Source organism: Rhodospirillales bacterium, from assembly GCA_016710335.1.
In the GTDB taxonomy this organism is placed as follows: domain Bacteria; phylum Pseudomonadota; class Alphaproteobacteria; order Rhodospirillales; family Defluviicoccaceae; genus JADJXQ01.
Genome location: JADJXQ010000004.1, coordinates 1 through 26,184, shown reverse-complemented (window position 1 = coordinate 26,184; position 26,184 = coordinate 1). Strand labels below are relative to the sequence as shown.

The 26,184-nt window shown below is 63.1% G+C and carries 20 protein-coding genes and 1 pseudogene; 13 read left to right on the top strand and 8 right to left on the bottom strand.

Annotation, left to right across the window (positions count from 1 at the left end; translation table 11 throughout):
* Positions 1 to 114: 114 nt before the first annotated feature.
* From IPM60_07840 to IPM60_07820, 5 genes are all read right to left on the bottom strand, one after another.
* On the bottom strand, positions 115 to 1,038 hold the full coding sequence (locus IPM60_07840; protein MBK8907806.1) for a glycosyltransferase family 2 protein: 924 nt from the start codon (positions 1,036 to 1,038) through the stop codon (positions 115 to 117).
* Complete coding sequence (locus tag IPM60_07835) at positions 1,035 to 3,116, bottom strand: NAD-dependent epimerase/dehydratase family protein (protein MBK8907805.1); 2,082 nt, start codon at positions 3,114 to 3,116, stop codon at positions 1,035 to 1,037. Before IPM60_07835 ends, IPM60_07840 begins: the two co-directional genes overlap by 4 nt.
* A complete protein-coding gene (locus IPM60_07830) occupies positions 3,116 to 4,342 on the bottom strand; it encodes a glycosyltransferase (GenBank protein ID MBK8907804.1) in 1,227 nt (408 codons plus the stop codon). The genes IPM60_07835 and IPM60_07830 overlap by 1 nt, the downstream gene beginning before the upstream one ends.
* A 109-nt stretch (positions 4,343 to 4,451) precedes the next feature.
* Positions 4,452 to 5,219 carry a glycosyltransferase family 2 protein gene (locus IPM60_07825; GenBank protein ID MBK8907803.1) on the bottom strand — a complete coding sequence of 256 codons (768 nt, stop codon included), beginning with the start codon at positions 5,217 to 5,219 and terminating at the stop codon, positions 4,452 to 4,454.
* Between the two features lie 43 nt (positions 5,220 to 5,262).
* Positions 5,263 to 6,711 (bottom strand): lipopolysaccharide biosynthesis protein, encoded by a 1,449-nt coding sequence (locus IPM60_07820; protein MBK8907802.1) that lies wholly within the window; start codon positions 6,709 to 6,711, stop codon positions 5,263 to 5,265.
* A 566-nt stretch (positions 6,712 to 7,277) separates the two neighbouring features.
* Between IPM60_07820 and IPM60_07815 the strand changes: the two genes are divergently transcribed.
* From IPM60_07815 to IPM60_07770, 10 genes and pseudogenes are all read left to right on the top strand, one after another.
* Positions 7,278 to 8,732 (top strand): DegQ family serine endoprotease, encoded by a 1,455-nt coding sequence (locus IPM60_07815; protein ID MBK8907801.1) that lies wholly within the window; start codon positions 7,278 to 7,280, stop codon positions 8,730 to 8,732.
* A gap of 163 nt (positions 8,733 to 8,895) precedes the next feature.
* Positions 8,896 to 9,576 carry a response regulator transcription factor gene (locus IPM60_07810; protein MBK8907800.1) on the top strand — a complete coding sequence of 227 codons (681 nt, stop codon included), beginning with the start codon at positions 8,896 to 8,898 and terminating at the stop codon, positions 9,574 to 9,576.
* A complete protein-coding gene (locus IPM60_07805) occupies positions 9,563 to 10,924 on the top strand; it encodes a HAMP domain-containing protein (GenBank protein MBK8907799.1) in 1,362 nt (453 codons plus the stop codon). The genes IPM60_07810 and IPM60_07805 overlap by 14 nt, the downstream gene beginning before the upstream one ends.
* Before the next feature lie 351 nt (positions 10,925 to 11,275).
* Positions 11,276 to 13,261 (top strand): AMP-binding protein, encoded by a 1,986-nt coding sequence (locus IPM60_07800; protein MBK8907798.1) that lies wholly within the window; start codon positions 11,276 to 11,278, stop codon positions 13,259 to 13,261.
* Between the two features lie 32 nt (positions 13,262 to 13,293).
* Entirely contained in the window at positions 13,294 to 14,106 is an 813-nt protein-coding gene (locus tag IPM60_07795; protein MBK8907797.1) for an ABC transporter ATP-binding protein, read from the top strand.
* Positions 14,107 to 14,266: 160 nt separating this feature from the next.
* Positions 14,267 to 15,202 carry a branched-chain amino acid ABC transporter permease gene (locus IPM60_07790; GenBank protein MBK8907796.1) on the top strand — a complete coding sequence of 312 codons (936 nt, stop codon included), beginning with the start codon at positions 14,267 to 14,269 and terminating at the stop codon, positions 15,200 to 15,202.
* Positions 15,203 to 15,217: 15 nt separating this feature from the next.
* Positions 15,218 to 16,293, top strand: a pseudogene (locus IPM60_07785) (branched-chain amino acid ABC transporter permease).
* An 87-nt stretch (positions 16,294 to 16,380) separates the two neighbouring features.
* The gene (locus IPM60_07780) at positions 16,381 to 17,727 is read left to right on the top strand and encodes an ABC transporter substrate-binding protein (GenBank protein ID MBK8907795.1); all 1,347 of its coding nucleotides are present in this window, start codon (positions 16,381 to 16,383) and stop codon (positions 17,725 to 17,727) included.
* A gap of 119 nt (positions 17,728 to 17,846) precedes the next feature.
* Positions 17,847 to 18,689: an ABC transporter ATP-binding protein gene (locus IPM60_07775; GenBank protein ID MBK8907794.1), complete on the top strand. Its 843-nt coding sequence runs from the start codon at positions 17,847 to 17,849 to the stop codon at positions 18,687 to 18,689.
* Between the two features lie 13 nt (positions 18,690 to 18,702).
* Positions 18,703 to 19,941 (top strand): AMP-binding protein, encoded by a 1,239-nt coding sequence (locus IPM60_07770; protein ID MBK8907793.1) that lies wholly within the window; start codon positions 18,703 to 18,705, stop codon positions 19,939 to 19,941.
* A gap of 544 nt (positions 19,942 to 20,485) precedes the next feature.
* Here the strand turns inward: IPM60_07770 and IPM60_07765 are convergent.
* Together IPM60_07765 and IPM60_07760 are read right to left on the bottom strand one after the other, a co-directional pair.
* Complete coding sequence (locus IPM60_07765; GenBank protein MBK8907792.1) at positions 20,486 to 22,069, bottom strand: EAL domain-containing protein; 1,584 nt, start codon at positions 22,067 to 22,069, stop codon at positions 20,486 to 20,488.
* 127 nt (positions 22,070 to 22,196) lie between these two features.
* The gene (locus IPM60_07760) at positions 22,197 to 23,096 is read right to left on the bottom strand and encodes a helix-turn-helix transcriptional regulator (GenBank protein ID MBK8907791.1); all 900 of its coding nucleotides are present in this window, start codon (positions 23,094 to 23,096) and stop codon (positions 22,197 to 22,199) included.
* 276 nt (positions 23,097 to 23,372) lie between these two features.
* On the opposite strand from IPM60_07760, the gene IPM60_07755 reads away from it, so the two are divergent.
* Entirely contained in the window at positions 23,373 to 23,594 is a 222-nt protein-coding gene (locus IPM60_07755; GenBank protein ID MBK8907790.1) for a hypothetical protein, read from the top strand.
* Positions 23,595 to 24,063: 469 nt separating this feature from the next.
* Here the strand turns inward: IPM60_07755 and IPM60_07750 are convergent, their stop codons facing one another.
* Positions 24,064 to 25,035: a patatin-like phospholipase family protein gene (locus tag IPM60_07750; GenBank protein ID MBK8907789.1), complete on the bottom strand. Its 972-nt coding sequence runs from the start codon at positions 25,033 to 25,035 to the stop codon at positions 24,064 to 24,066.
* Positions 25,036 to 25,216: 181 nt separating this feature from the next.
* On the opposite strand from IPM60_07750, the gene pyrF reads away from it, so the two are divergent.
* Both pyrF and IPM60_07740 read left to right on the top strand, forming a co-directional pair.
* Entirely contained in the window at positions 25,217 to 25,963 is a 747-nt protein-coding gene (gene pyrF, locus IPM60_07745) for an orotidine-5'-phosphate decarboxylase (GenBank protein ID MBK8907788.1), read from the top strand.
* Positions 25,953 to 26,184 (top strand): N-(5'-phosphoribosyl)anthranilate isomerase (locus IPM60_07740; protein MBK8907787.1); only part of this gene is annotated, 232 nt, incomplete at its 3' end. The genes pyrF and IPM60_07740, both read left to right, overlap by 11 nt.

The following is a 26,184-nucleotide window of genomic DNA, read 5'->3' as shown; positions in this document are numbered from 1 at the left end:
TGATCCTGCGTATCCCACAAGATACAACAGATTGCAGGAGCACGAGTGTGCTGCGCCGTTCCCCATGCGCGCGACGTGCAGGACTTACTGGCTCTGCCAGGAAAAAGGTAGTCATTATGCCTGTGGAAGTGACCGCCGTAAGGATTTAACAGCCTGATACCACGCGAATGCGCGCGGAAAGCCCTGGCGCAGACCCAGCTTGTATGTGTCGATCAGCGTTCTTCCCCCCGATACGATCCGCTTCTTCAGAGGGATGTCAAAGTGCTGTCGGGCGAACGCCAGGACGCTCAAGGTATCCCGCCGACGGATGTTCGCCGGCAGGCTGCGAAAGAAAGTAGGGTATGCGAAGCCGCTGCGGTGCGCGACGGTCGGGAAGTCGAGAAACGCCATGCGGGCGCACGTCATGACGCGAAAGTAGAAATCGTAGTCGATTGAACACGATATCCGCTCGTTGAATCCGCCTACCCTGCAGGCAACATCGTGTCTGAATACGATGGAAGACGCGGCAATGAAGTTCTCGCCATAAATTTCTACCGGCTCGATCCAGCGAAGAGTTCTGCCCGTGGTTGTGTCATCAGGAAGAGCGGTCAATCGCTCCGCCCACTCCGTATGCGGCACGAAATGAACGTCCGTCGCCAGAAGGCCCAGCTCGGGATTATCTTCCAGATACGGAACGGTTGCCACTAGGCGGTGGGGCAAGCTCACGTCATCGGCGTCGTTGATCGCAATGTAGGTGCCACAGGCAGCGGCCAGCGCCTCATTCAGGGCGCGACCGCGTCCCAGCCTCGGCCGGTCGAGAAAGGTGATGTCCGGATTGTCCGCGGCCAGCGCCCGACAAATTTCGGCGGTACGGTCTGTCGACCCGTCATTGAGCAGCACGATCTGCTTCGCCGGCCAGTCCACTGCCTCCATGGAGCGGACCGCCTGCTCGATCACGTCCCCGCCGTTGAAGCAGGTGGTAATGAAAGAGACCGGGGGATTACATCCCATCGAAGTCATCGCCGCCCCGTCGTGGTCTGCGCCAAGATCTGATTTCAACCTGAGGCGTCGCTGGCTCGGAATGTCGTCTTCAGCCCGGCATCCGCACCAACTCGGGGGGTCCAGCCAAGCTTGGTGCGCGCCGCTTCAACGCTAAATTCCGCCAGCGGACGGATCGAGCGAATGCGGTAGCGTGTCAGCGGGACGCCCCGTCCGAGAACCCGTCCCAGCACCTCGACGCCTGCCGCCAGCGCCATCATGACGGGCTGCGGCACGTAGTGTGGCTTTGCGGCAGAGACGCCCGCCGCTTGCGCCCGCGCAACATAATGGCGCTGGGTTACCGGCGCCGGATCAACCACGTTGATCACCTCGCCGTCTATGCCCTCCTTGTCTGCCGCATACAACAAGGCGTCCACCACGTCCTCCACGTAGACCAGCGGCAGTCGCCGTTCGCCGTCGCCGACGACGATCCAGCGACCGCCGATACCGATGATCCCAGGAGGAGCGACGCCCTCCGCCCCCGGTCCGAAGATCTGGCCGGGCCGCAGGATGACCGCCGGCAGACCGCGCGTCTTGACGGCCTTGCGTACCAGGGTCTCGGCCTCCAGCTTGGTTTGCGTGTAGCTGCCGCGACGCTCAGGATGGGGCTCCAGTGGCGCATCTTCCGTAACCGGTGTGCCGGGGCGGTGCCCGGCGTGATCCAAAACACTCACTGAGCTTACATAGACAATGCGCTGCACCCCGTGGCGCAATGACGACTCGATGATGTTCTTTGTTCCCCATACGGTGCCGGCCTGAAACTGCTGCGGGCCACCCTTCATAGCCGCACCGACGTGGAAGATGCGCTGTATCCCCTGGACCGCATGGTCGACGATCTCGGGGTCGCCGAGGTCTCCGCACACAACCTGGATGCGCGGGTTGTCCTGCAGGAACGGCGTCGGCCGGCGCACCAGAACCCTGATCGGGCCGTCCGTGTCGGCGAGGAGGCGCTTGAGAAGAGCATTACCGAGAAAGCCGGCCGCGCCGGTCACCAGCACCGGACACGGCGCAAGCGGCGCCAGCGCCTGCTCGCGCCGCCGATCCGCGTCCGCGTCGGCCCTGACGCACACATCCTCCATCAGCGCGACTATGCGTCTCCCTTCCTCGGCTGAAACCGGCGGCGCCTTCCCTTCGTGCAATGCGGTCGCGAAATCGAGCGCCCCTTTGTAAATGCCGGGCGACGGCTTGAGTCGCCCGAGGGCGAACTGCACCGTGTTCCACATCACCGCGAACGCTTCTTTGAAACCGTTCGCCGCGGTAGAGGCAACCATCTGCGGGAACTTGGGGCCGGGCAGGTTGCGGCTGCCGATCAGCGTCTGCATGAAGCAGTCGACCTTGAGGGTGCCGCCAGTGCCGAAGACCTCGATCCGGTTCGGCATCGGTCGGACGTTCCACGAGATGTACATCCGCCCCACCCCGCGCTCGCAGTCGGCGAACGCGCGCCACTCATCGAACACCAGGTTCGGCTCAAAGCCGGTCCCACGGTAGTCCACGTCCAGCTTTCGAATCTCACCCAAGTATGCTTCAAGCAGATAAAGGCCGTGAACACCCAGATCCTGGAACGGATAGGAGCCCTTGCGGTACATGGCCGGCCGCGGCCCGCCGCCGTAGGGTTCATACTGGGAGCTTCGGAAGAAATCCACCTCGAGCGGCGTTCCGCAGGCCCCGTCACGCAGGCGGCTAAGAGACTGCAGGACCACGGGGTCGAGCCGCGCCGAATGGTTGACCGAAAGCACGAGGCCTTTCTCGCGCGCGCGCTCGATCATGCGATCGCAATCCTCCGCCCGCTCCGCCATCGGCTTTTCCACCAAGACGTGGCAGCCAAGATCCAACGCCTCGAGGGTCAGCGCCAAATGGGTGGCAGGGGGAGTCAGAATGTAGATCGCGTTCGGGCGCTGACTGGCCAATTCGGTCAGCGACGTGCAGGTGAACGGCACGCCGAACTTGCGAGCGACCTGTCGGGCGAGATCGGCGTCAACGTCCGCAACGCCGACGATCTCCACGAAGTCGAGGGTCTTCAGAGCGCTTAGATGGTATTTGCTGACATAGCCGGCGCCGACGACGCCGACGCGCAGAGTCTGGATTGGGCTGGAAGGCATTAAAGATCCTTATGGGCGTGATCGTTTTTGCGGCGCAGGGCCTGCCCGACCGCGCCAACGGTTTCCTCGACGCGAGCGTCCCAGGTCATGGCGCGGACCGCGTTCATGCGGCTTGCCTGTTGCTCAGGCGTATCCCGGTCAAGCGCCTCCTCTATTTTCGTCACGAAGTCTGCAGCGTCGGCGGCGACGCGGACGCAGTCGCCAAATCGATCTATCTCGGGGGTGGACACCGCAACCACGGGCTTGCCCGTCGCCAGGTACTCCCGCAGCTTGAGCGGATTGGCATTGATGACCTGACGGTTGCGCAAGTACGGGATCACCGCGACGTCGAATGCCTTTGCCCATTGTGGAAGCTCTTCATAGGGTTGCGGCCCGACGAAGGTGACGTTGCCGTGCTCTTTCAGGCGCGTGACGTCGGCCGCCACACGGCCGACGATGAGCAACGTCCATTCTGGATGCGCCTCGGCAATCCGCACGAGAAGCGGCACATCGATCCATTCTCCGAGCAATCCAAAGAAACCGACCACCGGGTGCCGCAGCGATGCAGCGGCGGGAGCGATTGGAGTTTCAGGCAAAATGGCTTGCGCGAACAGGTCCACATCAACCCCATGTGGCGAAAACAGGGTGTGCGGATTGAGTTGCTGCTTGGCTTCCAGTAATCCGGGAGGCGCCACGAAAACCTGATCCGCCATGCGCGTCAACTCCGCATCCGCGCGCTGGATCGCGTCCTGATCGACACCTGGATGCGCAGCGTAGTCGTCGATGCAGTAGTACACCGAGAGCGCCTCGCCGAGACGTCCCGCCAGATAGCCCGGATGGGGAACAACAAACCAGAGGATAATGCGCTTGAAACCGACACGCGCAATCGCGTTTCGAACTGCCGCCGCGCCGAAACTCTGGTTCAGGAACGGAACACCGGGCAATCTCGCAAACGGAAGTTGCGGAATCGTGCACAACCACATGTGCTCACTCAGTCGCCGCGGCGCTTGGATAGTGTGGGACAGCGTCCGCCAGAGCTTGCGCACGTCCCGATATTGAGTGGTGGGCGGCCGCATTCCGGGACACTCGACGTACAGCAGTGGAAACCGTGTGGCGAGCCGCCGTGCGATGTGGTGGCTGCTGGTGCGATTTTCCGCGGTCCAGGCGTTGCCGAAGTAGACGATGCCGCAGCCGTCGAGCGCCGCAGCGCCGCGGTCCGAAAGATCGCCGGACGAGGCAAAAACCAAGCCTCCTGAGGATGCTTCGGATGAAGGATCGAGCGAGCGGACTGCGAGAGTTTCGTTGGACACTGCTACCACGACCATACTTGAAGCTGAAGGCGAACTGCACGCATTGCTAGGTCTTCTTAAGGAATTTAGAACCTGAAATAACAGCATAATGCGCAAAGTAATAAACACTTTGGGCCATGCTCAAGTGCTCAATTTGCCTCAGTATCTGCCAATAACACGCCGCGGCGCGAAGTTTGTTAGCCGAATACGACGTCGCGTGAACGCGATATCGAAGCAGCGGTTCTGTGCGTCCGACTGCCACGTGGCCTTCCTTGAGGATCCCCAACCACAGCGGAAAATCTTCGCTCTTATCAACGAACGGCATGTATCGTTTTCCGACTTTGCTGACGTCGTAGACCGCCGAGGAACAAGCGATGACGTTGCTTTTGAGCAGGGTTCGGTAATCGGTCCGATCAGGCACCGCTATGACGCCCGAAATAAAGCAACCCTGGTCGTCCATCTTGCGAAGCGCCGTATACGACAGCGGCGAGTGTTCCTCCCGCATAAGACCCAGCTGCAGCGACAGCTTGTCTCGTTCCCAGATATCGTCACTGTCGAGGAAGGCGATATAGCGTCCCCGCGCCGCCGTCGTCGCATAGTTCCGTGCCGCCCCTGGACCCTTGCCTTCGGCATTGACGAGGAGTCGGACGCGCTTGTCCCTGCTCGCAAGCGCCTGCACCCGTTCCCTGCTATCGTCCGTCGAGCCGTCGTCACAGACCAGCAGCTCCAGGGTCTCATAGGCCTGGTTCAGAACCGAATGCATCGCGTGGTCAATGAAGCGGGCGCCGTTGAAATTGGGCATGACAACGGAGACCAGATCATCTGTGGCCGTCATGGCTTCAGTTTCTGCCCGTTGCACATCTTGGACCGATTGCGGATCACGCGCTGCGGAGATTTCTTTTGGCGCGAAGGACATGGACCAGCGACAGAATGCGCTGTTCTCCGCCACTCGGTTTACCACTGCCCAGCCACAGAAGCAAATGCGAGACCACGTAACTCGCAGCACCGGCCACGGTGAGGGAGAGGAGCTCGACAAGGTTCTGTGAGAATGACTCCGAATCGGGAAAGGCGGTCTTCAGCCCTGTCACGACCAGAGACATCACCCCGACCGCAGCCAGCGTTCGCCACACGGCGCGAAGCAGCGGCACCACCGACAGGTCGAGATTGTACAGCGCGAGAGCCCACAGCATGGAGAGACGCACCAGCGACGTCGCCAACAGCGCCCAAGCCGCGCCGATCGCACCGCCGACTGCGCAGCCCCAATACACCACCGGCAGCAGCACGATCGTCGAAGCAGCGCGAACGGTGACGAACAGGCGCGCCTTGTCCAACACCAGCATCGTCGGCTCGATGTTGCCGACACAGACGGTCACGATCCCGAATATACCCAGTATCTGGATCAGCGGAACCGCCGGCTGCCACTTCGAACCGAGCAGCACCTCCACCAGCGGCTCCGCAGTCAGCGCCATGCCTGCGCCGACCGGAGCACCGATGATGAGCATGACCGAGAGCACGTCGAGGAAGCTCGACTGGAGCAGCCGCGGGTCGTTCGCCATCTTGGCGTAGCCCGGCAACAGGACCCTCCGCGCCGGCGCCATCAAGGACTGAGTGGCGATGTCCGAAAGCCGGAAGGCAATGCTGAAATAGCCGAGCGCGGCGGTCCCGATCAGACGGCCGACCGCGAAGTCGCCAGCCTTGGACTCGATGAAACTGCAGATTCGGCTGACCAGCAACCAGGCGCCGATTCCTATGGTGTCGCGCCAGCCGAACAGCGACGGCCGCGGGCGATATGGGTGCATGGCGTAGCTCAGAGCGAAGCGGGTGGCGCTCGCCACGACCATGCCGATGATCAACGGCCAGTACGTCCGCATCAACAGCCCAAGCGTAATGGCCACAACCGCGGAGGCGAACACGCTGGCCGTCTCCACCAAAAACTGCTTCTTGAAGTTCATGTCCTTTTCGAACAGAACCAGGCCGACGTTCTTGAATCCATCGATGACCGGCGTCAGCGCAACGAGCAGCAAAACCTGATCCAGCCTCGGCTCGCTGAAGAAATCCGCGAGAAACGGCGCCAAGACCAACAGCAGCGTTGCAATTAGGAACCCGCGGATGACCTGGAACGTCCAAACGGTGTCATAGAGCCGCGGATCCACCTTGTCCTTCTTCAAGATTTGCACCTCGAAGGTCGGATCCGAAATAGCTTCGATGAAATGCAGGATCATCGCCGCCATGGCGAGGATGCCGAAATCTTCCGGACTCAAGATCCGGGCGAGGATGATGGTGCTGACGAACCGCAAGCCCTGGGTGCTGAATCGCTTGCTGATCATCCAGAATGCGCCGACAGCCATTCGCCTGTTGAGGCTCAATGCGCTGCACCCGATCTGCCGAGACCGAAGTCTCTCATCCTGCGCATGACCCGCGGCCGGGCAGCGACAGTGGATTCACCGCTCAATTCGCGCGGGTAGCCGCGACATCCGCGGGCGGGCGTGACGTTCATGGACCTGCAGTGCTTAGTTTCAACAACAGCCGGAGAGCGAAGAAGGTCGCGCGGCCCCAGACGGATGAGCCAAGCGTATGACAGTAGCGAACATACGAGATGATACAACCTGAAACGGTGCGCCACAAGGCGCTTCAACACGTCCGAGACGCACCCGCGACCGCCGGCCGCGACCGAGCATACGACGGTCCCGGACACCTCGCCTCATGAACAAAATGTAATCAATCGGCAAGTCGTACGTAAGCTGGTGTGCCCAGATCTCCATCAGTCGTCGGCCGCCTCGGCGCCCACGTCGACACTAACGAAACGCTTTACAGGAGGGCTTCCGTGCCACCAGCGCTCGTAAACTACTGCCGGCCTTTGCGCCGTCAGCGTCGTATCCTCGCCATCGGGCTCATGGTCGGCGCGGCGGTTGCGACACCAATCCTGGCGTCGCCCTCCGTGGAGGCGCGCGACGCGTCGGACAAGCTTGCGGGCATGAGCTTTGCGGATGTGATCGAAGAGGCCAGCCCGGCAGTCGTTCGCATCGCAGCCACTCGGTCGCACCCTCAGGGCAGCGCTACGGGCGAGCCTCAGTTCCAGGTGCCCGAGCAGTTCCGCGACGGGCCGCTCGGCGAGTTCTTCGATCGGTTCTTCCGCGAGCAGCCGCCCGGCCTGCCAGGCGACCGTGGCGGCACGCTCCCTCACGCCGCCGCTACAGGGTCGGGCTTCATCGTCGACGAAGACGGCATCGTCGTCACGAACAACCATGTCATTCGTAACGCGGATAACCTGAAGATCACCCTCAAGGACGGCCGGACGTTCGATGCCGAGGTCGTCGGCGTCGACGAAAAAACCGATCTGGCAGTGCTCCGGCTCGAGAGCGATGATGCCCTGCCCGTCGTGAAATGGGGTGATTCGGATGCGACGCGCGTCGGCGACTGGGTGGTTGCCGTGGGCAACCCGTTCGGTCTCGATGGTACGGTGACCGCAGGAATCGTCTCCGCCCGCGGTCGTGATCTCGGCGCCGGCCCGTATGACGATTTCATCCAGATCGATGCGTCCATCAACCAGGGCAATTCCGGCGGCCCGCTCTTTGACGGGAGCGGGAAAGTGATCGGCGTCAACACCGCGATCTATACGCCGAACGGCGGCAACGTCGGCATTGGTTTCGCGATCCCGTCCAATATCGCGGCCGACGTGGTGGCGGAACTCCAGGAGAAGGGAGTCGTCGAGCGCGGTTTCCTCGGGGTCATGATCCAGCCGGTTACCGATGAAATCGCCGACAGCCTGGGGCTCGACTCATCAAGCGGCGCGCTGGTCGCCGAAGTCACCGCTGACAGCGCGGCCGCCAAAGCCGGCATCCAGCGCGGCGACGTCATCCTGCGCTTTGACGGGAAGGCGATCGAGGGACCGCGTGATCTCAGCCGCACCGTGGCCGAGTCCGGCATTGGTGTCGAGAAACAGCTTGAGTTGTGGCGCGACGGCAAGGACATGACGTTGGCCGTCACTCTCGGCGAGGCCCCGAAGCAGATCGCATCATCAGCGTCGGGCGCATCGGAGACGCAGGCCCTGGACGAATTGGGATTTGCGATTGCGCCCCTCGACGCTCAGGCGCGGTCGCGGCTCGAGCTTGATGAAGGGGTTTCCGGAGTTGTGATCGTCGATGTGGATGGTGCCAAGCAAGCCGGACAGAAGGGACTTCGTCCCGGTGACGTCATCACCTCTGTCGACAAACAGCCCGTGTCGAGGCCGATCGACGTGGTCAACGCAATCGCAGCCGCCAAGAACTCAGACAAAAAGGCCGTCCTCTTTCTCGTCGAGCGCCAGGGCGACTCACGCTTTGTCGCCCTTAGCCTGACGGACGCGTAACGCCCCTCGCGTTCGTCGGGGACCGTGTGCATCCCCCTCCTCGTGCACATGCTCGATAGAGATCCGGACGTGCCTCTCGCCCCGTTCCCGCTATCCCCCCGCGGCGGGAACGGGGCTTTTTCTTCCGGCTCGCTGAAGCCAACTTCCCTTATACTGATGCGTCATGCGAATCCTGATCATCGAGGATGACCGACAGGTCGCCGACTATCTGCGCAAGAGTCTTGCAGAGATGGGCCACGTCGTGGATCTGGCCGCCGACGGCCGCGAAGGTTTGCGCATGGCCTTGGCGAGCGTCCACGACGCTTTGGTCGTCGATCGCATGCTGCCAGGTTTGGACGGACTCACCCTCATCCAGGCGCTGCGCGCGCAGCGCGTAAAGACACCGATACTTGTTCTGAGCGCGCTCGGCAAGGTGGACGACCGGGTGCTGGGGCTTAAGGCGGGCGGCGATGACTACCTGGTCAAACCGTTTGCGTTTTCCGAACTGATGGCGCGCCTCGAAGCGTTGACGCGGCGCTCCGGCGCCGAGGACGCCGTGGCCACGCGCCTCTGCGTCGCCGATCTGGAGATGGATTTGCTCGCCCGCGCCGTCACCCGCAACGGCACGCCCATCGACCTGCAACCGCGCGAATTCAAGCTCCTGGAGTACCTCATGCGCCATGCCGGACATGTGGTGACCCGGACGATGCTGCTGGAGGGGGTGTGGGACTACCATTTCGATCCGCAGACCAACGTGATCGATGTCCATATCAGCCGGCTGCGCGCCAAGATCGACAAAGATTTCGACCCGCCTTTGCTGCACACCGTCCGCGGTGCAGGGTATTCGCTCCGTGCGCCTCGGTAACCTGGTCCGCATTTCCGCATTTCGACTGACGGTTCTCTATACTGGGCTCTTTTCCGTCTCGGTGACTTTGCTCCTTTTGTTCATCTACTATTCGACGGTTGCGGTCATCGAGCGGCAGACGACGGAGACGATCGAGGCCGAGGTCCGCGGTCTCGTGGAGCAGTACCGGGAGCGCGGGCTCGGCCGTCTGATCACTGCAATTCGGGAGCGCGCCGACGCTGACGACGAAAGCATTTACCTGCTGACGGATCCACTCGGCCGCTCCGTCGTCGGCAATATAGCGAACTGGCCGGAGTCGACGAACGGCAGCATGTGGGTCAACCTGGTGCGAGAGCGGCGGGAAGGCGATCACCTTGTCCCGTACGCCGTTTCTGCCCGGGCGTTTCTCCTGCCGACCGGACACCGGTTGCTGGTCGGACGCGACACCTACGAGAAGAGCCGCTTTCGCGACATGGTGGTGCGCGCCCTGGCATGGTCCCTTGTGGCGACCATCGCCCTCGGACTGCTCGGCGGCGTCGTGCTCAGCCGCCGGATGCTGCAGCGCGTCCAGAGGGTCGCCACCACCGCCCGGCGGATCGCCGCCGGCGATTTGTCGCAGCGGCTCGAGAAATCCGGGAGCGGCGACGAATTTGACCGGCTGGCCGAAAGCCTCAACACCATGCTCGCGCGAATCGAGCGGCTGATGACCGGGATGCGACTCGCCAGCGACTCCATGGCACATGACCTGCGCAGCCCCCTCACACGCCTCAGAAGCCGGGTTGAATTGGCGCTACGCGGCCCTCCCGACTCCGCCAAGGACCGCGAGGCTCTTGGCGAAGTTCTGGCGCAAACCGATGCGGCGCTGGCGGTGTTCGACAGCCTCCTCAACATCGCGCTTGCCGAAGCCGGCATAGAGCCCGCCGACATGGAGACTCTGGCGCTGGACGAACTGGCGCGGGACACCACTGATCTTTACGAACCCTTTGCCGAGGACGCAGGTATCCGCCTCGAGGTCCGGACGGCGGCCGCCTGCGTCCGAGGGCAGCGGCAGCTTCTCGCCCAAGCCGTCGCCAACCTCCTCGACAACGCCGTCAAGCACACGCCGGCGGGGGGCCGCGTGCAGGTTCGTGTTGAAGAGCAGGGCAGTGCGGTCGCGCTGATCGTTGCCGACACCGGGCCGGGCATCCCGGAGGCCGATTGCAAGCGCGCCCTGGAACGGTTTGTGCGGCTCGAGCCGTCCCGCACCGGCCCCGGCGCCGGCCTTGGCTTGAGCCTCGTCGCTGCTGTCGCGCGCCTGCATGACGCCACCATCGACCTCTCCAATAACAGACCCGGCCTCCGGGTCACCCTGACGTTCGCCCGCTGCTGACCTCGTGCACAGACCCGGTTTGCCCGTCTTCTTCAGCGGCCTACCATTTCCGGTAGTTGCCTAGACCGCCCCGAACGCACATCCTTGGCCTCGCATCCCAGGTGCATTCCACTGCACTGCTCGGCCCTCCCGTCCGCCTCTCACTTCCCCTCAAGGCGGAATCACGGGAGGGCCTTCTCTCCTCCCGCCACCGGGCAGCATCACGTTCAGCACCCGCAAGGGCCGTTCAGAAGGTTCTCAAAGCCATTGCGTTTGGGCGGCCATCGCGGTATGCACCGCAGCGCACGGTCGGAAAAGAGCACGCAATCGACGTCCACCGACCGATGTGAACGGGAGGTAGACGTAAGCAAGATGCGGGAGCAACCGCCGAGTGCTGTGCGTGAGCGTGCCGAAGCCGCTCAGCCTGCCGACACGTTTCCCAAGCTGTTGTTGGAAAATGCGCGAGTTCGCGGATCGCGCGAGGCGATCCGCGAAAAGGACTACGGCATCTGGCAGTCATGGACGTGGGCCGAAGTCGCCGACGAAGCGCGGGCGCTAGCCTGCGGCCTTGCGGCTCTTGGTTTCACGCGCGGCGACAAGCTCGCCGTGATCGGCGACAATCGGCCGCAGCTCTACTGGTCGATCGTGGCGACCCAAGCCATCGGCGGCGTGCCGGTGCCTCTTTATCAGGACGCCGTCGCCGACGAAATGCAGTACATCCTGGAGCACACGCGCGCCCGCTTCGCCGTCGTCGAGAATCAGGAGCAGGTCGACAAGGTTCTCGAGATCAAGGATCGCTGCCCCGCGCTGGAAACCATCATCTACAAGGATCCCCGCGGCCTCAGGCACTACGACTGGCCTTTCCTCCACGCCTATTCCGAGGTTTTGGAGCAGGGACGGGCGCTCGATCGCGATCGCCCCGAGTTCTTCAACGCGGAGGTGGCGAAGGGCCGCGGCGACGACCTGGCCATTCTTCTCTACACATCGGGCACCACCGGCCGCGCCAAAGGCGTGATGCTCAGCTACGACAACCTGATCCGCACCGCCAGCAACGCCATCGCCTTCGACAACCTGACCGACCAGGAAGAAGTTCTGGCCTACCTGCCGATGGCGTGGGTGGGTGACAACATCTTTTCCTTCGGCCAGTCGTACGTCGCCGGGTTCTGCGTCAGTTGCCCGGAAAGCAGCGATACGGTGCTGACCGACATGCGGGAAATCGGCCCGACGTATTTCTTCTCGCCGCCGCGGATCTTCGAGAACATCCTGACGACGGTGATGATTCGCATGGAGGACGCCGACTGGTTCACTCGCCGGATGTTTCACGTCTTCATGAACGTTGCCCGCCGATCCGGCATCCGCATCATGGAGAACAAGCCGGTTCCGACGAAGGACCGCATTCTCTACGCCATCGGCCGCTGGCTGGTTTACAAGCCGCTCGTCGACACCCTCGGTTTTCGGCGCATTCGCGTCGCCTACACGGCCGGCGAGGCGATCGGCCCGGACATCTTCGACTTCTTCCGCTCGCTCGGTATCAACCTCAAGCAGCTTTACGGTCAGACGGAAGCGTCGGTCTTCATCACCCTGCAGCCGGACGGCAGCGTCAAGGCCGACACCGTCGGCGTGCCAGCCATCGACGTGGAGCTCAAGATCGCCGACAACGGCGAAGTCATCTATCGCAGCCCCGGCGTGTTTCAAGGCTACTACCGGAACGACGACGCGACCGCGGAGACCAAGACCCCGGACGGGTGGGTGCACACCGGCGATGCCGGCTTCATCGACGGAGACGGACAACTCAAAATCATCGACCGCGCCAAGGATGTGGGCAAGCTCAACGACGGCTCCATGTTCGCACCCAAGTATTTGGAAAACAAACTCAAATTCTTCCCATACGTGAAAGAGGCCGTAACCTTCGGGCATCAGCGCGACTATGCCGCCGCGTTCATCAACATTGACTTGGAAGCAGTGGGAAACTGGGCCGAGCGTCGCCATCTGGCATACTCAGGCTACACCGACCTGGCGGGCCGGCCCCAGGTCCTCGACTTGATCGAGGGGTGCATCGAAAAAGTCAATGCGGACCTCGCGGCCGACGAGCATCTTGCCGGCTCCCAGATCAAGCGCTTTCTCATCCTGCACAAGGAGCTGGACGCCGACGACGGCGAGTTGACGCGCACCCGCAAGGTGCGGCGCAACATCATCGCTGAACGCTACGGCGAACTCATCGCCGCGCTCTACTCCGACCGCGACCACTGTCCGGTCAAGGCCCAGGTCACCTATGAAGACGGCCGCACGGCAACGATCGACGCGGATCTCGTGATCCGCAACGTGAAGTGCTTCGAGCCGATGCGGAAGGCGGGATAGAACCGGCAGTGGCGGACGTGCACGATCTAGCGATGAGCGAGAGCCCGGCCGCCGGCGTCGCGCCGAGGAAGACCGTTGGCGGCGTGCTGCTCAAGGTCGACAACATCTCGCTCAGCTTCGGAGGCGTGCGCGCCCTGTCCGACGTCAGTTTCGAGGTCCGCGAGCACGAGATCCGCGCCATCATCGGTCCCAACGGCGCCGGCAAGAGCTCGATGCTCAACGTCATCAACGGCTTCTATCATCCGCAGCAGGGCGCCATCACCTACAAGGGCAGGACGCGCCGGCAGATGCGGCCCTACGAGGCAGCTCGCCAGGGCATCGCTCGCACCTTCCAGAACATTGCGCTGTTCAAAGGCATGACCGCGCTCGACAACATAATGACCGGGCGCAACACGAAGATGAGAGTCAACCTGTTTGCGCAGGCGTTGTACTTCGGCGCGGCCAGGCGGGAGGAGCTCGCCAATCGCGCCAAAGTGGAGCGGATCATTGATTTCCTCGAGATCGAGGCGATCCGCAAGACGCCGGTCGGCCGGCTTCCGTACGGACTTCAGAAGCGGGTGGAACTCGGGCGAGCGCTCGCCGCCGAGCCGGATCTGCTGCTTCTGGACGAGCCGATGGCGGGGATGAACCTGGAAGAAAAGCAGGACATGTGCCGCTACATTCTCGACGTTAACGATGAATTCGGCACCACCATCGTGCTGATCGAGCACGACATGGGCGTCGTCATGGACATTTCGGACTCGGTGGTCGTGCTCGACTACGGCCGCAAGATCGCCGACGGCACCCCTGACGAGGTCCGCGCCAACGCCAGCGTCATCGACGCCTACCTGGGAGTTCCCCATTGATGCCGCCGCACCTTCCGCACTCGCCCTCCATTGCGGGAGGCGCACAATGTCGAGGCTCCGTCTTCCGACTACAGCACCTCATCCCGAGCGTGCCGAAGGGGGCGCGTAGTCGAGACACGAGCGCAAGCGCATGAGCCGCGGCGAAGGATGAGGCGCTGACATGGATTGGCTGCACTCCGCCTTGATCGCGCCATTCGCCGACATGGTCTCGGCGCCCATCTTCTTTGCCGAGGTGGTTGTGGGCGGGCTGATGTCCGGCGTCATGTACTCGCTGGTGGCGCTCGGCTTCGCGGTGATCTTCAAGGCCTCCGGCGTGGTCAACTTCGCGCAGGGGGCAATGGTGCTGTTCGCCGCGCTGACCCTGGTCGGCGTGATCGAGTTCGGAATGCCGGCATGGCTGGCGATCATCATCACCATCGGAGTGATGATCGCCCTTGCCTTCGGGATTGAACGGCTGATGCTGCGCCGTCTCGTCAACCAGCCCCACATCGTCCTGTTCATGGCCACGATCGGGCTCGCGTTCGTGCTGGAAGGGGTCGGCGAGATCCTGTGGGGCGCCGACGTGAAGAAAGTCGATCTTGGCATTCCGGATCAGCCATTCTTCATCGGCGGCATGCTCCTCAATCAGTTCGAAATTGCCGCCACGGTGGTGGCCGGCACCCTGGTCGCGGCGCTGGTGGTGTTCCTGCAGACTACTGCAATCGGGCGGGCGCTGCGCGCAGTCGCCGATGACAACCAGGCAGCGCTCTCGGTCGGCATCCCGCTGACGTCAGTGTGGGTGGTGGTGTGGTCGGTCGCCGGCTTTATCGCTCTGGTCGCCGGCATCATGTGGGGAACGCAGCTTGGCGTGCAGTTCTCGTTGTCGCTGATCGCCTTCAAGGCGTTACCAGTGCTCATCCTGGGCGGCTTCAACTCGATCCCCGGAGCCATCATCGGCGGCCTGATCATCGGCGTGGGAGAAAAGGTCGCGGAGGTTTACTGGGGGCCGGTGATCGGCGGCGCCATCGAGACCTGGTTCGGGTACGTCCTTGCCATGGTGGTGCTGCTGTTCCGCCCGCAGGGGCTGTTCGGCGAGAAAATCATCGAGCGGGTTTAGGATTCAGGGAGCGCCATGTTCTATCGCGAGGCCGGCGAGTTCAAGACGTCCTACGCCGACGATCAGGCGATCTTCCCGATCCCGCAGGATCGCTGGTTCGTCCTTGCGTTCATGGTCGTAGCGTTCGTCGCGGTGCCGCTGCTGGCCAGCGAATACCTGTTGCAGGCGGTGTTGATTCCGGCGCTGGTGTTCGCGCTGGCGGCGCTCGGCCTCAACATCCTCACCGGCTACGCGGGGCAGTTGTCGCTCGGCACCGGCGGTTTCATGGCGGTCGGCGCGTACGCCACGTACAAGCTGACGACCGCCTTTCCCGACATCAACATCATCATTGTGTTTCTGTTGTCCGGCGTGTTCGCGGCCGCGGTCGGGGTCCTGTTCGGGATCCCGAGCCTCCGGATCAAGGGCTTCTATCTGGCGGTGGCGACGCTCGCGGCCCAGTTCTTCCTGGTGTGGCTGTTCAACCGAGTGTCGTGGTTCTACAACCACAATCCATCCGGGACCATCACCCAGCCGCCCCGCACCATCGGAGACATCATGGTCACCGGCCCGGCCGCAACTGCCGAGGTCCGCTATCTCGTCGCCCTCGCCTTCGTGACCGTCTTCGCGTTGCTTGCCAAGAACCTGGTGCGCGGTCGCGTCGGCCGCGAATGGATGGCGATCCGCGACATGGATATCGCTGCCGAGATCATCGGCATCCGACCGCTTTACACCAAGCTCACCGCCTTCGCGGTCAGTTCCTACGTCTGCGGTGTGGCCGGCGCGCTATTCTTCGCGATCTACCTCGGCAGCGTCGAGACCCAGGCGTTCGACATCAACGTGTCGTTCCTGGTGCTCTTCATGATCATCGTCGGAGGCCTCGGAAGTATCCTGGGGTCGATTCTCGGCGCCCTGTTCATCACCGTGGTGCCGATCCTGCTGACCAACGTGCCCGAGGCGGTCGGCATGCATATTGACGTTGGCATCGCCAAGCAATTGGAGAACATCGTCTTCGGCGCGATGATCATTTTCTTCTGATCGTCGAGCCGCACGGACTCGCGCGCCTGTGGCAGATTTTGAAGGAGAAGCTGCGGCGATGGCCTTTCCCCTATTAGCGCTTCGAGCGAGCGATGTACTATTGAAGATGCACTATTGAAAGAGACGGCTGTTTCATAAAACGAAACCGTGGGAGGAACACAAGAATGAACACGACGAAGCGTTCGTTGAGCCGTTGGCTGCCTGCCGTCGTGGCCGGCGCCATCGGTGCGACAGCCCTAATGCAAGCGCCCGAGGCCGTAGCTCAAGAGGAGATCTACGTGCCTTTGACCGTCTATCGCACCGGCGCCTACGCTCCCAACGGCATCCCCATCGCCAACGGCTGGTCGGACTACCTGAAATTGTTGAATGCCCGCGACGGCGGCATCAACGGCGTCAAGCTGACCTTCGAGGAATGCGAGACCAAGTACGACACCAAGCTCGGCGTCGAATGCTACGAGAAAATGAAGAACAGTGGGCCCAAGGGCGCCGCCGTATTCAACCCGTTGAGCACCGGCATCACCTATCAGATCATCCCCAAAGCCGAGGTCGACAAGATCCCGATCCACTCCATGGGGTATGGCCGCACTGCAGCCTCGGACGGGCGCGTCTTCAAGTGGGCGTTCACGTTCCCGACCACCTACTGGAGCCAGGCATCGGCCTTCATCAAGCATATCGCCGAGGTCGAGGGCGGGATGGACAAGCTGAAGGACCTGAAGATCGGCCTCCTCTACCACAACAGTCCCTATGGCAAGGAGCCGATTCCGACCCTGGAGACGCTGGCCGCCGAGCACGGTTACACCCTCACCACCTACCCGGTCGACCATCCGGGCCAGGAGCAGGGCGCCTCATGGCTGCAGATTCGCCGCGATCGCCTCGACTGGCTGATCATGTGGGGCTGGGGGGTGATGAACCAGGTCGCCATCAAGGAAGCCACAAACATCAAGTTCCCGATGGACCACTTCATCGGCGTGTGGTGGGCAGGCTCCGAGCCCGATGTCATCCCGTCCGGCATGGCGGCCAAAGGCTACAAGGCCGGCAACTTCCATGGCGTCGGCGCCGACTACCCGCTGCACGAGGACATCCTGAAGCACGTCTACAACGGCGACAAAGCGGCGGCCGAGGCCAACGGGTTCGGGTCGGTTCTCTACAACCGCGGCATCGTCAACATGCTGTACGACACGGAAGCGATGCGCACCGCAATGGGCAAGTACGGCAACGTTTCGCTCTCCGGAGAACAAGTCCGCTGGGGCATGGAGAACCTCGACCTCAACGAGGATCGCATCAAGGATCTCGGCGCCGAAGGTCTGGTGCGGCCGATCAAGCTCTCGTGCGAAAACCACGAGGGCAACGGTCCGGTGTTCATCCAGCAGTGGGACGGCGCCAAGTGGGTGCAGGCGAGCGACTGGATCGAGCCGATTACGGACGTCGTGCGTCCGGCCATCGAAGATGCCGCCGAGGCCTACGCCAAGGAAAATAGCATCGAGATCCGCGACTGCTCCAAGGAAGAGTAAGCGTACTACCCGCACCCCCTGCTCTCTCCCGCGATCGGGAGAGAGCAGGGCCCCGCGTCAGCGGGAGGATGTGGGGAAACAGCGGTTGCCATATGCGAAACCAGAAGCAGTAGCGATCGATGAACCCTCAAGCCACCGGCAAGCAGCAAGTCGCGGCGGACGAGCGCGCCCTGCTCACCATCAATAACATCGAGGTCATCTACGACCACGTCATCCTGGTGTTGAAGGGCGTGTCGCTGGAATTGCCGGAAGGCGGCATCGTCGCACTGCTCGGCGCCAACGGCGCCGGCAAGACCACGACCATCAAGGCCATCTCCAATCTGCTCGGCACTGAACGCGGCGACGTCACCAAGGGCAGCATCGTCTTTCGCGGCGAGCGTATCGACAAGCTCAACCCCTCGGCGGTCGTCAAGCGCGGCATCATCCAGGTGATGGAGGGCCGCCACGTCTTCGAACATCTCACCGTCGAAGACAACCTCATGACCGGGGCGTATCTACGCAAGGACGGCAGCGCCGCCGTCAAGGAGAGCCTGGAGAAGGTCTATCATTACTTTCCGCGGCTGAGGGAGCGCCGCAACTCCCAGGCCGGTTACACGTCCGGCGGAGAGCAGCAGATGGTGGCGATCGGCCGGGCCCTGATGTCGCGGCCGACCATGATGTTGCTCGACGAGCCTTCCATGGGCCTCGCGCCGCAACTGGTCGCCGAGATCTTCGAAATTGTCGAAACCCTCAACCGCGACGAAGGGGTCAGCATCCTGGTCGCCGAGCAGAACGCCATGGTGGCGCTGCGCTACGCCACCTACGGCTACATCCTGGAGAACGGGCGGGTGGTCATGGACGGCGACGCCAATGCGCTGAGGGAGAACGAGGACGTGAAGGAATTCTACCTCGGCCTGAGCACCGGCGGCCGCAAGAGCTTCCGCGACGTCAAGCACTACCGCCGCCGCAAGCGCTGGCTGTAAGCGGCTTGCTCCGATGGACGACTTCTACGACGACCTGGAGACCCGATCCGCCGACGCCCGCGCCGCGGCGCTGTTCCGCGACCTTCCAAACCAGATCGCCAACGCAAAAGACAACACGGCGTACTACGCCAGCCTGTTTCGCAGTGTCGATCCGGAGAGCATTGGCGATCAAGAGTCCCTCGCGACGTTGCCGGTCACGCGCAAGTCGGACCTCATCCGACTGCACCAGGAACGGCCGCCCTTCGGGGGACTCGCGACCGCCGCGCCCGGTCGGCTCAGGCGGGTCTTTCAATCGCCGGGGCCGATCTACGATGCCGAAGGCGCGGGACCCGATTACTGGCGCACGGCGCGGGCGTTCCACGCCGCCGGCTTTCGCGCCGGCGGGGTCATCCACAATGCCTTCGCCTATCACCTGACGCCGGCCGGAGCCATGGTCGAGGCAGGCGCCGAGGCGCTCGGCTGCGCCGTCTTCCCTGCCGGCACCGGCAGTACCGACTTGCAGGTCCGCGCGATCGTCGACCTGAGACCCGCGTACTTCACCGGCACACCGTCCTTCCTGAAGGTGCTGCTCACCCGCGGCCTCGAGGCCGGCGCCGACCTCTCCAGCCTCGGCAACGCATCGGTTGCGGGCGAGGCATTACCGGCGAGCCTTCGCGGCGAACTGAGGACTCTCGGCGTTCGCGTGACGCAGTGGTACGCCGCAGACGATCTCGGGCTCATCGCCTACGAATCAGAAGCCGCCGACGGGCTCATCGTCGACGAAGGTGTCATCGTCGAGATCGTGCGCCCGGGCAGCGGCCAACCCGTCCCGCACGGCGAGGTCGGCGAAGTTGTGGTGACCACGTTCACCCGCGAGTACCCGCTGATCCGGTTCGCGACCGGCGACCTGTCGGCGGTTCTATCGGGGCAGAGTGCGTGCGGGCGCACCAACATGCGGCTTCGCGGCTGGCTAGGCCGCGCGGATCAGACCACCAAGGTCCGTGGCATGTTCGTGCACCCTAGTCAGGTCGCCGACGTTATGAAGCGCCATCCTGAGCTCCTTCGGGCCCGCCTGGTCGTCGACAGCCACCAGGGTAACGACACCATGACGCTGCGCTGCGAAAGCGTCGGCGTCGATGCGACTAGCGTCGAGCAGACGGTGCAGGCGCTCTGCAAACTTCGCGCGCGCGTCGAGATCGTCCCACCCGGCACCCTCGCCAACGACGGCAAGATCATCGACGACATCCGTGGTCGCGAAGACACCGGCGACTGACCGAAGAGCCCGCATCCGCTGCCGCCGTTACGGGTCACGCGAATCACCCTTTCAGTCCAAGCGACCCGGCGCAAACGGCTCTCACCGCACCAAATTTCGCCACATTCGTAGGCTTCACTACTACGGTATGCAGGCCTCCTACGAGATCGAACGTGCTGCGCGGGTCCGTGCCGGCGCGGCGTGCATTTGAGCCTGACTTCGGCGGCCGACATGACGTCTGGCCGCCGTTTTTTTGGGCCCGCCCTTTGACGCGTGTCGCCCGTGAGAAAAAATTGCGCAACGAAGTCTGATTGCGCTCAGAGGCTGTATTTCCCCTTACTTCGTCAGCAGTCGTAATCCACAGAATTGTGTAAATTTACTATGCATTCTCCAACTAAACACGCTATAAAGGCATGTCCAAGCCTCCTATGAGACAGGACCGGAGATGCCCCCATCTCTGGTATCCCCAATCGGCCAATGTGCCGAACTCGGCGGTTAGCGCAAGCTAGCCGCCGTTTCTTTTGGTGCAGCGCACCGCCTGTAATACGCATCAGCATCACCCTCGTCATGCCGGCGCGGACGCCCGGTTGTCGGCGGTTGCGGGTCCTCCGGTGCGGCAGAAAGCATAAAAGTCTCTGGTCGCGAGGGGCTTGGAGATGTGCCAGCCCTGGGCGTAGGTGACGCCGCGTGTCCGCAAGTAAGCCGCCTGCTCGGCCGTTTCCACCCCTTCGGCGATGAGCTTGAGGTTGAGTGACGTCGCCATTTCGATGATGATGTCGGTAAGGCGGACCGATGGCGAGGCGGTGCCGATCGCCGACACGAAGGCTTTGTCGATCTTCAAGTAGTCGAGCTTGAACTTGTCGATATAGGCGAGGCTGGAGTAGCCGGTGCCGAAGTCGTCAAGGGCGACTTCCGAACCCAACTGGCCGAGCGCCTCGACGACCACCTCGCGGCAGCCGGGATCGTCGATCAGCCCCCGCTCCGTCAACTCGAACAGGATCTGCGACGGGCGGACGCCGTAACGCGCCAGTGCCGCGCGGGCATCTTCGACGATGCGGTGGTCGCTCATGTGGATCGGCGCCAGGTTTATGGCGATGTGGAGCGTCGGGTCGGCGTTGAGCAGCGGGGCCATGTCTTCCCCCACCCGCTCCATCAGCCAGCGAGTCATGGGAACGATGATGCCGCTGTCTTCGGCCATGGCAATGAACAAATCCGGAGGAATCAGATCCCGTTCTGGATGACGCCAGCGGATCAGCGCCTCGGCGCCGGCGCAGCGCTCGCGCTGAAGGTCGACGACCGGCTGATACCAGATCTCGAACTCCTTGTTGGCCAGCGCTTCCTTGAGCTCGGCGCCGAGCGAAAAGCGGTTGCGGGCGTAACGAGCAGCGCCGATCCCGACCGCCAGGGCAGCAAGCGCGCCGAGCAGTCCTGCAATCTTGGCATTTTCCCGCCACGGCGCCAGCGCCCACGACCGTGTCGCTGATGCGGTCACCTCTGCCCCGTAGAGCCCGACAGGGGTGGTTGCGACGAGCCTGCTTCCTGCAGCGTGTGCCGTCGCGCCGAAGTCGGCGAGGGTGGACCCTTGCAGCGTTACCGCGATGTGACCGTCGTCGCCGAGAACGTCCGCCTGCAGGAAACCGAACAAGGTCGCCGGCGCCATTGCAGCTGCCAGCCGGCCACCCCCCTTCATCGGGTAAAGCGCCGCGAACGACCGCGTCGGCGCGTAGGGAAGGTCTGCCGGCGGCGTGAAGCGGAGGATCGAATCCGCCGGCTCAATGACGGCGGCAGGCTCGACGTCGATCGGCGGATCGGTCATCCCGAACGCCGTGCAGGCGAGCTGGCCGTTCGCTTTCACCAACCCCATGCCCTGGATCGCCGGCTGTGCGATCACCTTGTTGCGGAACTCTCGCACCAAGTCGGGCGTGCAGCCGGTGCGGGCATCGAAGGCGACGTCGGCAAGGGCCGCTTCAGCGACGAGAAGGAGTTCGGCTACTTCTCGAGCAACCATATCGGCGGTGGTCTCGACCTTGGCGCGGGACCGCTCGATGGTGACGACGTAGTCGTAAACGAGGGTGCCGGCTGTCGGCAACGCGACGAGAGCCGTGACGACAACAACGGCAATAAGAACTTTCCGCGTTCTTCGTGTCACGGTTCGGAGCGTCCCGCCGAGAAGTTTTCCTTATCTCATGAAATGGCCGCAACCGCACGGACGGATCCACCGTACCGCTGGCTGCTAGCCCGACAGGAGGCCGCTCGTCCCGAACTGGATCAGGCAATCAGCCGAGGCTGCCCGGGCCGGTGACCAGGGTCCTGACCAGTTCCGCCTGGCGGTCGGTCTGCATCTTGCTGAAAATCTGCTTCAGATGCTTCCGGGTGGTTTCGTAGGCGACGCCGAGCATTTCGGCGATTTCGTCGAGGCGGTGGCCGCGGGCGAGCAGGGCGGCGACGCGGGCCTCGGCGGTGGTGAGGCCGTAGAGTTGCTTGAGGCGGCCTTCGTCGACGTCGGCAGAGCGATCCGGATCTCCGAGGAAGACGACGGCGGCGGGAGCGTCGAGCCCCTGGTCGGGGTCGCGTTCGCGGGTCGGCCAGATCATCAGCGACAGCGGGCGGCGCTGGCGGCGCGCGCCACGGAGAAGGCGACAAGATCCGGCGGGCGGTTGCTCTCGGCGGCGCTGGCCGTCTCGGCGATGATATCGCGGAACCGCACCTTGTCTGCCGTCGCGGTTGACCTCGAGCCCGCCGCGCCCCACCGACAGCACGTCGCGGGCCGCCATCACCTCGCGGGCGACGCGGTTGGCAGCCAGAACCATCCTGCCGCCGGACAACAGGATCACCCTGATCGGCATCACGTCGAGCGCATCGAGAGCCGCCTGGCGCACATGCTGAGTGCGGCGCAGCAACTGCCCGGCCCGCAACCCCCGCTGCAGGTACGGCAGCAGCCGTTGCAAAAGGGCCACGTCGTCGCCGGAAAACGCCTCGCGGCTGGCCGGACGCGCCAGCACCAGATACAGAACCCGGCTGCCCTGGCGCTCCAGCACCCCAAACAGCTGCGGACCGAGGCCCTGAGGCTGCAGCCAGTGATGCACGAACTCGCTTGAACCCGCCTCCTCCTCGACACCAGATCGCCGCCGCTCCACACCGTCCCCGGCGTCAGAAACGCCTCCTTGTGAAGCCACGGGTTGAGCCGGTCGTAGTAGTCGGCGTAGGAACGCACCGACTCAACGTCAAACCCAACTGACTGATCAAGACCGCCCGTCCCCAAACCAAAATCATGCCACGCCAATGCACACGCGCTCGCGTCAACCGCTTCCCGCAGCTTCATCAGCGCCGTCGGCCAAAACCGCCCATCCATGCTCGCCCCGTAAAAATCCGAGACAAGATCGACCGCCTGTTCCGGAGACAACTCCCGCCCGACGCCAGACTGCTTCCAGTCGACGCCGATCCGCCGCTCCATGCCGGTGCGGCGGTCCACGCCGAGCCGGCTGTCCTCGCCTTTGCGGCGGTCCTTGCCGCTGCGCCGGTCTTCGGCAACGCCTCCGGGCCGCGGGCCCGTACCGATCTGCAGCTTGTCGAACAGGCTTCGCCGCCGGTCTCCCCCCGACCGCCGATCGAATTTGTCCCGGCGATCATCGGATGCCCTCCGATCGCCTCCGGTCCTTCGATCAACAAGCTGACCTGCCACCGCACGAGTTCCCATGAGCGCAAAACCTATACGTGTATGTTTGTACTATTTTCTGATGTCGAGTCAACCGTGGGTTCTCTGTCGCGCAGACCGGGGCGGACCCTGATTCACCGGGTGCATACCGCATCGCGTTTCCAAACACAGAGAAAAACAATCTGAAAGCCACGTTTGTGACCTCTCTACACCCAAAGAGGGATGATCAAAAGAAGTATGTTCATCTCATCGGTTTTGGATCTGCTTGTCGTGTATCCATCGACCCGACGCTTTCATTGATATTGATGTTTCCCATACCGCGCAAGCGTTAAGGCGCCTGATCTTGTCCGGCGCGCATCATTATTGGATTTTAGCCTCGATCGCGGCAAACTGCCTGCGGTTTTGTTTACCGGCTGCGCGCCTCGGGACACCTGCGATGCCAGATCACCGCCCAATCACCGGGCAACGCCGCGCATCCGGTCCTGGCCTCAAGTCTTCGCCAAGAGTGCCGCCGCTTCGGTCTGGCCCAATTCGAAGTAGCTTTTCTGCGCGGTCGAGTCCTTGAGCGAAATGGTCATTGCTTCCAGGTTTTGCGGCCGAAGGACATGCAAAGGCTTCCGGTAATACGTTCGCCCGTCCACCTCCATGGAGTCCTTCCCGAACACCTCCAGCATGCGGTTGATGAGTTGCGCCTGGCTGAAGATTTTTTTGTTGGGCAGGGTCAGCTCGATGTCGCTGATCAGGAGATGCATGTCGATGGCGTTGAACGGCAGCATGAATACCTGGCTGTGGTAGAGCTTCTCCAGTTCCACATGGTAGTCGTAGTTGGTGAAGTCGATGGCGATGATCTCGTCGACCTCGGGGTCGGCGAACAGGGTGCGGAGCGGCGTGTTGTCGAGGTAGCCGCCCTCGATGTAGAAGTCGTCGTCGATGGTGATCGCCTTGAAATAGGGAATGGTCGTGATGCCGGCAAGGAAGGCGTCCATGAAGGCATCCAGCGTGTCGTCGTTCACGGCGGCCAGTATTTCGTTGACGGGAAATGCTCGGGACTCCCGCTTGGTCAGGTTGGTCGCGAAGATGTCCCACCGCACCTCTCGCAGTGTCCGCTCCAGGATCTGCCGGCGTCTTGCATCGTCGAGCTGCAGCGACTTGCGACAGGAGTCCTTGTCAACCGTGAAGAGGTGCGATCCGGTCGGCATCAGTTTCGGGCGCAAGCCGATGAAGTTGGAGAACACCTGGAAAATGTCGGTCAGGCTGAGCCGCACGGTCTTGGTCAACACAGGCGGCAACTCCTCGTTCGCCCGGTCCCATATGAGAGTGTCGAGGACGATGTTGTTGCCGGAACTGGTGGATGTCAGATGGACGACCGGCATGTCTTGCTTGCTCAGCCACACCAGCACGCCGGCCGTATAGAAACTGCGATAGCCGCCGCCGGACGCGGCGAATCCATACTTGGTCATGTCACCCTTTCCCTTCGGTTTCGCGATCCATTCGCATCTGCAACATTGACACTAGCGGGCCCGCCGCGCAAGAAACCGCCGCGGGCGCTGAAGACGGGTCATCACGCTTCGTGTGTGCTAAGTGGGCGTTCCGTGATATGAAACAGAAATATGCCGAACACATGGCCGGGGGCATCCTGCAATGAAGCCGTCGGATCGCATCTTCGTCGCGCTCGACACCGTCGATGTGGAGCACGCGGTAGCGCTCGCCCGGCAGCTCAAGGGCACCGTCGGCGGCGTCAAGATCGGCGCTGAGTTCTTCACCGCGTCCGGTCCCGACGGCTTCGAGCGTGTCGCAGAAGTGGGCCTGCCGGTCTTTCTGGATCTCAAGTTCCACGACATCCCCAACACCGTCGAGAGGGCGGTGCGCGCCGCCATCAAGCTGAAACCGTTCATGCTGAACGTCCACGCGATGGGCGGCGAGTTCATGCTGCGAGCCGCCGCGGCGGCGGCGGAAGAGACAGCGGCCGAGGCCGGCATCGAGCGGCCCCTGGTGCTCGCTGTCACCGTCCTCACGTCGCTCAGCGCCGCAGACCTGGCGGCGATGGGCATCAGCGCGTCGCTACCGCGTCAGGTGACGCGCCTCGCGGTGCTGGCGCGCGATTGCGGCCTGGACGGGGTCGTCTGTTCATGCGCCGAGATCATGGCGCTGAGGGGGGCGTGCGGCGCCCGCTTCAAGCTGATCGTGCCGGGGATCCGGCCGAGTTGGGCTGCCGGTGACGATCACAAGCGCATGATCACGCCAGCCGATGCCATTGCCCTCGGCGCCGATTATCTTGTCATCGGCCGCCCGATCATCCGTGCCGCCGATCCTGCCGAAGCCGCCAGGCGGATCTGCGACGAGATCGCCTGCCTGTCGGATGCCGCGCCTCGGTCCGATGGCGATTGACGTCAAGATCTGCGGGCTCAATTCCCCGGAGGCGGTCGCCGCGGCGGTGGTCGGCGGCGCGCGGTTTCTCGGGTTCGTGTTCTTTGCGCCCTCGCCGCGAGCGGTGACGGTGGCGGAGGCGGTGGCGCTTGGCGATCTGGTTCCCTCCGGGGCCAAACGCGTTGGTCTGGTCGTCGACGCGCCGGATGACGACCTTGCCGAAATCGCAAGGAGTGCCGGCG